Raw genomic sequence first — 10,051 nt, forward strand, 5'->3', positions numbered from 1 at the left:
CACCTACACCGTGCGGGTGCAGGCCGACGCGGCCTTCCGTGCGCGCGCCGAGGACATTGGCCTGCTCAAGGTGCGTTCGGCCACGGGCGAGATGGTGCCGCTGTCGGCGCTCATGAAGGTGCAGCAAGGGGCAGGGCCCGAACGTGCGATGCGCTACAACGGCTTCCTCACGGCCGACATCAACGGCGCGGCCGCCGCGGGCTTCTCGTCCGGCCAGGCGCAGGACGCGATCGAGCGCATCGCCAAGGAGACGCTGCCGCCCGGCGTGGGCTTCGAGTGGACCGAGCTGACCTACCAGGAAATCCTGGCCGGCAACTCCGCCGTGCTGGTGTTCCCCATCGCCATCCTGCTGGTGTTCCTGGTGCTGGCCGCGCAGTACGAAAGCCTGACCCTGCCGATCGCCATCATCCTGATCGTGCCCATGGGCCTGCTGGCGGCGATGACGGGCGTCTGGCTCAGCAAAGGCGACAACAACGTCTTCACGCAGATCGGGCTCATCGTGCTGGTGGGGCTGTCGGCGAAGAACGCCATCCTGATCGTGGAGTTCGCCCGCGAGCTGGAGTTTGCCGGCCGCACCCCCGTGCAGGCCGCCATCGAGGCCAGCCGCCTGCGGCTGCGCCCCATCCTGATGACCTCGCTGGCTTTCGTGATGGGTGTGCTGCCCCTGGTGCTGTCCACCGGTGCCGGCGCCGAGATGCGCAGCGCCATGGGCGTGGCGGTGTTCGCCGGGATGATCGGGGTGACGGCCTTCGGCCTGTTCCTCACGCCGGTGTTCTACGTCGTGCTGCGCCGCCTGGCCGGCAACCGCCCCCTGGCCAACCACGGCAGCCACACGGCGCCGCTGACAGATGCCCCCGGCCCTGGCGCCGTGGCCCACCCCATCCTGGCTGCACCGCGCGGCCATGACGAATGAATGAGCGCAAAGGAGTCTTTGCCATGAATGCGACTACGATGTTTTCAGACCCTTCCCTGACCGTGCGGCGCGCGGCGCGCCTGGCGCCGCTGGTGGCCGCCCTGGTGCTGGCCGGCTGCATGGGCACGCCCATCGCGCCGCAGCCCGAGCATGCCGGCGTGGCCGTGCCCGCCAGCTTCAGCGTGGCCGACGGCGCCCCCGCCTGGACCACCGCCGCCCCCGCCGAGGCACAGCCGCGCGGCGAGTGGTGGCTGGGCTTCCAGGACCCGGTGCTCAGCGGCCTGGTCGAGCGTGCCGCCAGCGGCAACACCACGGTGCAGGAGGCAGCGGCCCGCCTGGCCGAGGCGCGCTCGCTGCTGCGCTCGGCCGATGCCGCGCGTGCACCCCAGGTCGGCGCCTCGGCCGGCGCCACGCGCCAGGCCGGCGCTGGCACCACGGGCAGCACCGAGGCCTCCACGCTGACCAGCGTGGGCCTCAACATCTCCTACGAGCTCGACCTGTTCGGCCGCCTGTCCAAGGCCAGCGATGCCGCCCGCCTGGATGCCCAGGCGCGCGAGGCGCTGCTGCAGAGCACGCGCCTGCTGGTCCAGGCCGACGTGGCGCAGACCTACCTGCAGCTGCGCTCGGTGCAGGCCGAGCAGGTGCTGGTGCGAGAAAGCCTGGCCGCCTACCGCGACACGCTGCGCCTGACGCAGCGGCGCTTCCAGGCCGGTGACGTGGCCGAGCTCGACGTGGCGCGCGTGCAGACCGAGGTCGCGGCCACCGAATCCGAGGCCCTGGCCCTGGAGCGCCAGCAGGCCCTGCTGTCCAATGCCCTGGCCGTGCTCGTGGGCGACGTGGCCACCGGCTTTGCCGTGGCACCGGCCACCGGCGATGCCGCGCTGCCCGTGATCCCGGCCGGCGTGCCCGGCACGGTGCTGGCGCGCCGGCCCGACGTGTCGGCCGCCCAGGCCTCGGTGCTGGCAGCCCAGGCGCGCGTGGGCGTGGCCGAGGCGGCCTGGTTCCCGGCCATCACCCTCACGGGCAATGCCGGCCAGGCCTCGCCCGAACTCGGCGACCTGTTCAAGTGGTCGGCCCGCTCCTGGGGCATCGGCGCGCTGCTGTCGCTGCCGATCTTCGACGGCGGCCAGCGCAAGGCCCAAGAAGAGGGTGCCCGCGCCCGGCTGGAGGCCGCCATGGCGGCGCACCGCGGCCAGGTGCTCACGGCCTTCCGCGAGGTCGAGGACCAGTTGAGCGCACTGCGCCTGCTGGCCGGCCAGGCCGAGGCCCAGGGCCGCGCCGTGCAGTCGGCCGTGCGCGCCACGCAGCTGTCGGATTCGCGCTACCGCAACGGCCTGGTGAGCCAGCTCGAACTGCTGGACGCGCGCCGCAGCGAGCTGCGCAACCGCCGCCAGGCACTGCAGGTGCGCACCTCCCAGTACACCGCCACCGTGGGCCTGATCCGCGCGCTGGGCGGTGGCTGGGGTGACGGCAAGGTCGCCCTGGCGCAGGTGCCCGCACGCTGAGCGAGGGCGGCTCGGCAGGGGTTTTGCCGCCCCTGCAAGCCAGCCTGTTGCAAGGGGCCTATAGTGCCGGGTGTCGCCATTCGACCGGTGGGTCGGTGAAATGGCTGCCATCCCATTCTTCCCCTTGCATGCAGGAGACTTCGCAATGAGCTACCCCGATACCCGCCTCTTCATCGCCGGCCAGTGGCAGGACGCCGCCGATGGCAAGACCATCGCCGTGCACAACCCCGCCACGGGCAAGGAAATCGGCCGCGTGGCCCATGCCGGCAAGGCCGACCTGGACCGTGCCCTTGAAGCCGCGCAGAAGGGCTTCGAGGCCTGGCGCGACATCCCGGCCGTGGACCGCGCCAAGACCATGCGCCGCGCCGCCGCGCTGATGCGCGAGCGCGCCGATGCCATCGCCGCCATCATGGTGCAGGAGCAGGGCAAGCCCCTGCCCGAAGCCAAGGTGGAGACCATGGCCTCGGCCGACATCATCGAATGGTTCGCCGACGAATCCCTGCGCGTCTACGGCCGCATCGTGCCCTCGCGCAACCTCAAGGCCCAGCAACTGGTCATCAAGGACCCCGTGGGCCCCGTGGCGGCCTTCACGCCCTGGAACTTCCCCATCAACCAGGTGGTGCGCAAGCTCGCAGCCGCGCTGTCGGCCGGCTGTTCCATCCTGGTCAAGGCACCCGAGGAAACCCCGGCCAGCCCGGCCGAGCTGATCCGCGCGTTCGCGGATGCCGGCGTACCTGAAGGCACCGTGGGCCTGGTCTATGGCGACCCCGCCGAGATCTCCAACTACCTGATTCCGCACCCCATCATCCGCAAGGTCACCTTCACCGGCTCCTCGCCCGTGGGCAAGCAACTGGCCGCCCTGGCCGGCAAGCACATGAAGCGCGTGACCATGGAACTGGGCGGCCATGCCCCGGTGATCGTCGCCGAGGACGCCGACGTGGCCCTGGCCATCAAGGCCGCCGGTGGCGCCAAGTTCCGCAACGCCGGCCAGGTCTGCATCTCGCCCACGCGCTTCCTGGTGCACGAGAGCATCCGCGCCGAGTTCGTGGCCGCGCTCACGGGCCATGCCCAGGGCCTGAAGGTCGGCGACGGCCTGGTGCAGGGCACGCAGATGGGCCCGCTGGCCAACCCGCGCCGCATCACCGCCATGGCCGACCTGCTGGCCGACGCCGTGCAGCAGGGCGCGCAGCTGGCCGCCGGTGGCGAGCGCATCGGCAGCGAAGGCAACTTCTTCCAGCCCACCGTGCTCAACGACGTGCCGCTGTCGGCCCGCATCTTCAACGAAGAGCCCTTCGGCCCCGTGGCCGCCGTGCGCGGTTTCGAGAAGATCGAGGACGCCATCGCCGAAGCCAACCGCCTGCCCTTCGGCCTGGCCGGCTACGCCTTCACGCGCTCGCTCAAGAATGCCCACCTGCTGTCCCAGCGCCTGGAAGTGGGCATGCTGTGGATCAACCAGGCTGCCGCTCCGGCCGCTGAGCTGCCCTTCGGCGGCCTCAAGGATTCGGGCTACGGCTCCGAAGGCGGCAGTGAAGCCGTCGAGGCGCATCTGAACACGCGCCTGGTCTCGATCATGAACGTGTGATGGACGCATGGCCCGCGATGCAGGCCCCGGCGGGCCTCGCGGGCCATGTTCCACCGGTATGGCTTGACATGGTCTTGTCAAATATATAGCATGATATCTATCAAAGGAAATTCATGCTGCACGATACCGTCAAGGAACTCGGATTCCTCACCCTGGGCACGCGCTTTCGGCGCATCGGGGAGTCGCTGCAGGCGCAGACCCAGGCGCTCATGGCCCAGCATGGCATCGACCTGCCGGCCGCCCATTTCCCGCTGCTCGCCGCGCTGGACCGGCATGGCCCGCTGGGCGTGGGCGAGTTGAGCGCGGCAGTAGGGGTCAGCCAGCCCGTGGTCACCCGCTCGCTGCATGGGCTGCAAGAGAGTGGCTTGGTGGAGTCGCGCTCGCTGCCTGAGGACCGGCGCATCCGCAAGGTGCAGCTCAGCGCAGCAGGGCAGGCCCTGGTCGAGCGTGCCCGGCGCGAAGTCTGGCCGGTGATCGAAGCCTCGGTGGCCCAGATCTGCGCACCGCTGCAGGGACCGCTGCTCGACCAGCTCGCGGCCCTGGAGCAGGGCCTCGCACACACCTCGCTGCTGCAGCGCGCAGCAGCCACCCTCGCGGCACAGCCCGCACGCTCCTCCGAAAAGGCACCCCGATGAACGACAACAACCCCCTTGACCGCCCCGTCTGGGCTGCGCTGCTGCATGCGCCGCAAGTCGCCGAAGGCGGAGAGCTCGCCAGGCGGTACCGGCGCGATGTGAACCTGTTCGCCTCGGCCCGCGACGATGAGGGTGCCAGCCTGGCGGCACTGGCCGATCTGGTCGCGCCGGGAGAGTCCATCTTCATGGCGCAGGTGGCACCGGTACAGGTGCCGCCCGGCCTGCAGCTCGTGCGCAGCGCCCAGGGCGTGCAGATGCTGGCCATGGGGCCCGTGGCGCCTGTGGACGGTGCCGAGGCGGTGGTGGAGCTCGGCGATGCGGATGCACCCGAGATGCTGGCCCTGGCCCGGCTCACGGAGCCCGGCCCTTTTCTCGAACGCACCCACACCATGGGCCGCGTCCTCGGTGTGCGCATCGAAGGGCGCCTGGCCGCCATGGCCGGCGAGCGCATGCGCTTTGCAGGGGGTACGGAGGTGAGCGGGGTCTGCACGCACCCGGACTTCCGCGGCCGGGGCCTGGCGCGCCGGCTGTCGTCGGTGGTGGCGCATGCCATCCAGCAGCGCGGCGACCAGGCCTTCCTGCACGCCTGGGCCAGCAACCATGCGGCCATCGCGCTCTATGAAACCCTGGGCTTCGAGACCCGCACCGAAATCCAGGTGGCCGTGCTGGCGCGGCCTTCGTAAGCAAGGAAAAGCCCCGGCACGCTGGTGCGTGCCGGGGCTTGGATCATGGCGCCAGGCGCCATGGGAGCACTCAGTGTTTCTCGGGTGCTGGGGGCAGTGGAGGCGAAACCGCGCCTTCGGCCTGCACAAAGCTCAGCGTGGTCACGTAGCTGGCTTCGCCGTACTTCTCGCCCTGGGCTTCGCCGGGGGTCTTGTCGGTGTGGTGCACTTCGGCCACGTACTGGCCCTTCCAGGGGGTCAGGAACTCCACGGTGCCGTCATCAGCGGACTGGGCTTCACGGCTCCAGCCGGCGGGCGAGACCAGTTGCACCTTGGCCTTGGGCAGCGGCTTGCCGTTGAATACGACCTTGAGCTGGCCGGGCTTGCCGGTGGGCACCAGGTCCAGCGCCTGGCCGGGCGCCACGGGCTGGGCGAGGCTGGCGACCCAGCGCGCCGAGGGCTGCCAGTACATGGCGGGCAGGTTGCGCTTGCTGCGGTCGATCAGTGGGTAGGTGGCGGCAGCGAACAGCGTGTCGGCGTTGCCGGTAACGGTGTAGGCGAAGGCGTCCTTGGTGAGCTTGCCTTCGACCTTCTGGCTGGCGGTGCCGGCGCGCTGCTCGAGCACGGGCACACCCTTGAACTTGTCCAGCGCACCGGGCGAGGTCTCGCGCAGGTTGTCGTTGAACTCGCCGAAGTGCAGGCGGGCCTGGCCGCCGGCGTTTTCGAGCCACACCTGGTGGGCGTTGGCGGTGGTGGCGGCTGCGGCCACCAGGGCGAAAGCGGCAGCGGTGCGAAGGGTCAGGGTCATGGTGAGATGCCTTTGGAGTGAGAGAGAGTAAACGAGAACGAGTGCGATTATCGTTGCAGTTCACAAGTCCACTTGTGCGGACAGGGAGACGGTGCGCGGGCGCCCCAGGTAGGTGCCGTTGAGCCAGTACTGTTTGTCGGTGAGATTGGCCACCGACAGGCGCCAGACCACGGGCTTGCCCGACACCTTGGCAACATGGCGCAACCCGGCATCGAGCAGCGTGTAGGCGGGCAGTTGCTGGGTGTTGAGGGCATCGCGCTGCTGCCTGCCGGTGTAGAGCACACCGCCCGTGAGCGCCAGACCGGGCACGGCGGCGATGTCGTACTCGGCGTAGAGCTTGGCCTGGACTTCGGCGACGTTGGCCGGGGTCTTGCCCTGCAGCGCCGGGGTGGCCGTCTGCCTGGTCACCTGGGCGTCCAGCAGCGTGACGCCGCCCCACAGCGTGAGCTCGGGCAGGGCACGGCCGCTGGCGGTGAATTCAAGCCCCTTGTGCACCTGGCGACCGTCCTGCACGTACACCGGTGCGGCGGGGTGGGTGGTGGTGTCGGTGTACTGCAGGCCCTTGTCGATCTGGAACAGCGCGCCAGTCAACAGCATGTTGCCGAGTTCGGCCTTGACGCCCACCTCGGCCTGCTTGGACAGCAGTGGCGGCAGGACGGCGCCCGCATTGACCACGGCACGTCCGCCCGCGGTCAGCGGCGCGGTGCCGCCTTTTTCCAGGCTCTCCATGTAGTTGGCATAGAGGGTGATGTGCTCTGCCGGCTTGAACAGCACGGCCAGCGAGGGCGTGGTGCGGCTGTCGCCGTAGCGGGCCGTGGTGGCGCCGGCGGCGTTGTAGCTGGTGTCCGTGATGCTGGCGTGGGTGAGGCCGACCAGGGCCGACCACTGCGCGTTGAACTTCACATGGTCGCCCAGCACCCAGTTGCCGTAGCGCGAGCGCTGGGCGATGTACTTGGGGCCCGCGATGGTGAAGGCCGGGGCGGTGAGCGCCGTGGGCGCGGCGATGTCCATGGGGGCGGAGGTCAGCGTGGCCCAACCGCCCGCCGAGCTCAGGAACGGGGTGCGCTCGTCGTGGTCGCCATACCAGCCTGCCGTGATCTTGTGGTGCAGGCTGCCGGTCTGCAGCTTGCCGTCCACCAGGGCGAAGCCGCCCAGCGCCTTGACGTCGGGGTAGTCCCAGGCGCTGGCCTGCACGCGGTAGCGGCCGGGGGCTCCGGTGACGAAGAGGTTGTTGGCCGCGATGAGGTCGATGTCGCTCTTGCGCTGCGTGAGGCCGGTGCGCACGGTCAGCGCCTCGCTGGCGCGCCAGGTCACGCGTGCGCCCCACTGGGTCTGCGTGGTGTCGGTGCGCGTGAAGGGCTGGCCGTAGCTGCGGTGCAGGTCGGGTGCTGCGGGAAATGCGGCCCCCGGGTCCACATCCCAGAAGGGTTCGGTGCCCTTCATGTGGTAGATGCTGCGGGAGGCATCGAACTGCAGTTGCAGGCGGTCACTGAGGTTCCAGTCCAGTGCGCCGCTGACCAGTCCACGCCGCAGGGACTGGCTGTCGAGCCGCAGGTCGCCGTCCTGCGCCGCCGCGTTGAGGCGGTAGGCCAGGCGGCCGTCCGCGTCCAGCGCCCCGCCGAAGTCGCCGTGCACCCGCAGGTTGCTGCCCTCGGTGATGCCTGCGGTCACGCGCGCCAGCGGCTGGTAGACGGGGCGCTTGAGCACGTAGTTGATGGTGCCACCCACATTGCCGCTGCCATGGAGAAAGCCCGACAGGCCGGTCAGCACCTCGATGCGCTCCTTGTCCTCCAGGTCCGTGTTCACGTAGGTGGTGGTGCTGGGAACGCCGTCGATGCGCTTGGTCGACCCGACGCTGAAGCCGCGCATGGCCACGCTGGTGAAAAAGCGCGACTGCGGACCCTGCAGCTGCACCACGGGGTTGTAGCGGAAGGCGTCGTCGGGCTTGCTGGCCTGCAGGTTCTGCAGCAGCTCGCCGGTGGTCACGTGGACCGAGAACGGCGTGTCCAGCAGGGGCAGGTCGGCCAAAGGGCCGAGCTGGCGCACCTGGGCCGGGCGGTAGCCCTGCGCAGCAGCGCCATCGCGTTCGCTGGCGGCTTCCTGGATCTTGACTTCGGGCAGGGTTTGCTGGGCCTGGGCCGTGGCGGCCAGGCCGAGCAGCGCGGCCATCACGGGTGTCAGTGTGCGGGGCATGGCAGTGTCATCTCTTGGAAAGGCAGGTAGGTAGGCCACCTGCCGTGGATCGCAAAAAAATTGGCTGCCTGGGCGAGCGCGGTCGCTCGCGCGGTGGCTGGAAAATCCGCAGGCCATCGGGTGGCGCGGGCCGCCCGATGGCCGGAGGCTGGCGTCAGAAGTCGACGCTGGCGCTCAGGGTGAAGGCGCGCGGCGCACCCACCACCAGGTAGCCCGAGCCGGGGTAGCCGCCCACCGAAGCCCAGTGGTTCTTGTTGGTCGCGTTGTCGATGCGTGCGCGCAGCGTGACGAGCTTGCCACCCACCTCGGTCAGGTAGCGGGCGCCCAGGTCCAGGCGGTTCCAGCCGGCCACGCGCAGGGTGTTGGTGGCGTTGGCGTAGCTCGAACCGGTGTGCACAAGGCGGCCATCGAGGGCCAGGCCGCGCACACCGGGCACGTCCCATTCCAGGCCCAGGTTGGCCTGCAGCTTGGGCACGCCGATCACGCGCTGGCCATCGGTGAGTGCCGAGCCGGTGCGCTGCTGTGTGGCATCCAGCCACGTGGCGCCGCCGAGCACGCGCAGGCCGCTCATGGCCTCGCCCTGCACGGCCAGTTCCAGGCCCTGGTGGCGGTCCTTGCCGCTGCCACTGAAGATGTTCGCTGCATCGATGACCGAGCGCGGCTTGTCGGTGGAGAACAGCGCCACGCTGCCGCCCACGCGGCCGCCGTCGTACTTCACGCCGATTTCCTTCTGCTTGGACACATAGGGTGCCAGCATGGTGCCGCGGTTGGCGGCCGTGGCGGGCGCGGTGTCGCCCTGGCTCAGGCCCTCGGCATAGTTGGCGTAGACCGACAGGCTCTTGTCGATCTTGTACAGGGCACCCACCACGGGGCTGGTGCGGTCCTGTTCATAACGCGAGGTCTGGGCGCCGGTGCCATAGGCGAAGTTGGCGATGTCGAACTTCTGGTGGCGCACGCCCAGCGTGACCAGCAGGCGGTTGTCCAGCATCGACAGCGTATCGCCCAGCGCCAGGCTGCTCATGCGGGTGCGGCCCGTGGTCAGCGGGTTGTCCATCACGCCGCCCTTGCCCGCATTGGCGCTGAAGGCCGGGAAGGCCGAGAACACGGGGTTGTAGAGGTTCGTGGACTGCGTGTTGCCGGAGTCGAAGACATAGGCGTTCTTCTTGTCCAGGCTGAACGTGGAGGCTGCGAGCACCCACTCATGGCCGATGCTGCCGGTCTGCAGCTTGCCGCGCAGGCCCAGCTCGCCGGTGTTCACGTTGTCCTTGCGGGCGTTGTCGAAGCGGTAGGTGGTGCCCGCGCCCGTGCTGCCGTTGGACACCGAGAGGTTGGCCAGCGAGTTCAGCTCCTTGCCGCTGCGGGCGCCGGCGGCGGCCCAGGCCGTGATGTTCTGGTTGATGTCCCACTCGCCGCGCAGCGTGCCGAAGGTGTCGCGCTCGTTGGAGAAGGACCAGGGCTGCGCGAAGTTGCTGTTGCCGTCCGGTGCGGTGGGCACCACGGTCACGGCGCCGCCCAGCGTCACGTTGGTGCGCGTGCGCTTGAGCTTGTGGTCCTGCCAGCCGATGTCGCCCGACAGGCGCACGTCGCGGCTGCGCCAGTCCAGGCCCACGGCGGCCAGGCCGAGCCTGGCCTTCTCGTCGTCGATGGCCGTGCCGCCATGGTGCGAGGCCACGTTGACGCGGATGCCGGTGTTGCCATCGGGCCCGAAGCGGCGCGCGATGTCGGCCGAAACGTCGGTATGGCCGCCGCTGCC

General features: G+C 69.9%; 8 protein-coding genes. 5 read left to right on the forward strand and 3 right to left on the reverse strand.

The window, feature by feature from the left end; translation table 11 throughout:
- The 5 genes from ACK59X_RS14735 to ACK59X_RS14755 all read left to right on the forward strand — a co-directional run.
- On the forward strand, positions 1 to 913 hold a 913-nt coding region (locus ACK59X_RS14735), incomplete at its 5' end, for an efflux RND transporter permease subunit (protein WP_409958210.1).
- A 23-nt stretch (positions 914 to 936) separates the two neighbouring features.
- Positions 937 to 2,418: an efflux transporter outer membrane subunit gene (locus ACK59X_RS14740; protein WP_409958212.1), complete on the forward strand. Its 1,482-nt coding sequence runs from the start codon at positions 937 to 939 to the stop codon at positions 2,416 to 2,418.
- 145 nt (positions 2,419 to 2,563) lie between these two features.
- Entirely contained in the window at positions 2,564 to 4,000 is a 1,437-nt protein-coding gene (locus ACK59X_RS14745; RefSeq protein WP_409958214.1) for an NAD-dependent succinate-semialdehyde dehydrogenase, read from the forward strand.
- Positions 4,001 to 4,113: 113 nt separating this feature from the next.
- Positions 4,114 to 4,635: a MarR family winged helix-turn-helix transcriptional regulator gene (locus ACK59X_RS14750; protein ID WP_409958216.1), complete on the forward strand. Its 522-nt coding sequence runs from the start codon at positions 4,114 to 4,116 to the stop codon at positions 4,633 to 4,635.
- Positions 4,632 to 5,318, forward strand: coding sequence for a GNAT family N-acetyltransferase (locus ACK59X_RS14755; RefSeq protein WP_409958218.1), 687 nt, complete (start codon positions 4,632 to 4,634; stop codon positions 5,316 to 5,318). The genes ACK59X_RS14750 and ACK59X_RS14755 overlap by 4 nt, the downstream gene beginning before the upstream one ends.
- A gap of 70 nt (positions 5,319 to 5,388) precedes the next feature.
- Here the strand turns inward: ACK59X_RS14755 and ACK59X_RS14760 are convergent, their stop codons facing one another.
- The 3 genes from ACK59X_RS14760 to ACK59X_RS14770 all read right to left on the reverse strand — a co-directional run.
- Positions 5,389 to 6,105: a TonB-dependent receptor gene (locus ACK59X_RS14760; RefSeq protein WP_409958220.1), complete on the reverse strand. Its 717-nt coding sequence runs from the start codon at positions 6,103 to 6,105 to the stop codon at positions 5,389 to 5,391.
- A 60-nt stretch (positions 6,106 to 6,165) separates the two neighbouring features.
- On the reverse strand, positions 6,166 to 8,298 hold the full coding sequence (locus ACK59X_RS14765) for a TonB-dependent receptor (protein WP_409958222.1): 2,133 nt from the start codon (positions 8,296 to 8,298) through the stop codon (positions 6,166 to 6,168).
- Between the two features lie 154 nt (positions 8,299 to 8,452).
- On the reverse strand, positions 8,453 to 10,051 hold a 1,599-nt coding region (locus ACK59X_RS14770), incomplete at its 5' end, for a TonB-dependent receptor (protein ID WP_409958224.1).

The sequence above is a fragment of the Acidovorax sp. genome (genome assembly GCF_046339755.1).
In the GTDB taxonomy this organism is placed as follows: Bacteria; Pseudomonadota; Gammaproteobacteria; order Burkholderiales; family Burkholderiaceae_C; genus Acidovorax.

Excerpts from the sequence above, each read along its gene's own strand:
- ACK59X_RS14750 (WP_409958216.1), top strand. The coding sequence starts at position 4,114 with ATGCTGCACGATACCGTCAAGGAACTCGGATTCCTCACCCTGGGCACG.
- ACK59X_RS14765 (WP_409958222.1), bottom strand. The coding sequence starts at position 8,298 with ATGCCCCGCACACTGACACCCGTGATGGCCGCGCTGCTCGGCCTGGCC.
- ACK59X_RS14740 (WP_409958212.1), top strand. The coding sequence starts at position 937 with ATGAATGCGACTACGATGTTTTCAGACCCTTCCCTGACCGTGCGGCGC.
- ACK59X_RS14760 (WP_409958220.1), bottom strand. The coding sequence starts at position 6,105 with ATGACCCTGACCCTTCGCACCGCTGCCGCTTTCGCCCTGGTGGCCGCA.
- ACK59X_RS14745 (WP_409958214.1), top strand. The coding sequence starts at position 2,564 with ATGAGCTACCCCGATACCCGCCTCTTCATCGCCGGCCAGTGGCAGGAC.
- ACK59X_RS14755 (WP_409958218.1), top strand. The coding sequence starts at position 4,632 with ATGAACGACAACAACCCCCTTGACCGCCCCGTCTGGGCTGCGCTGCTG.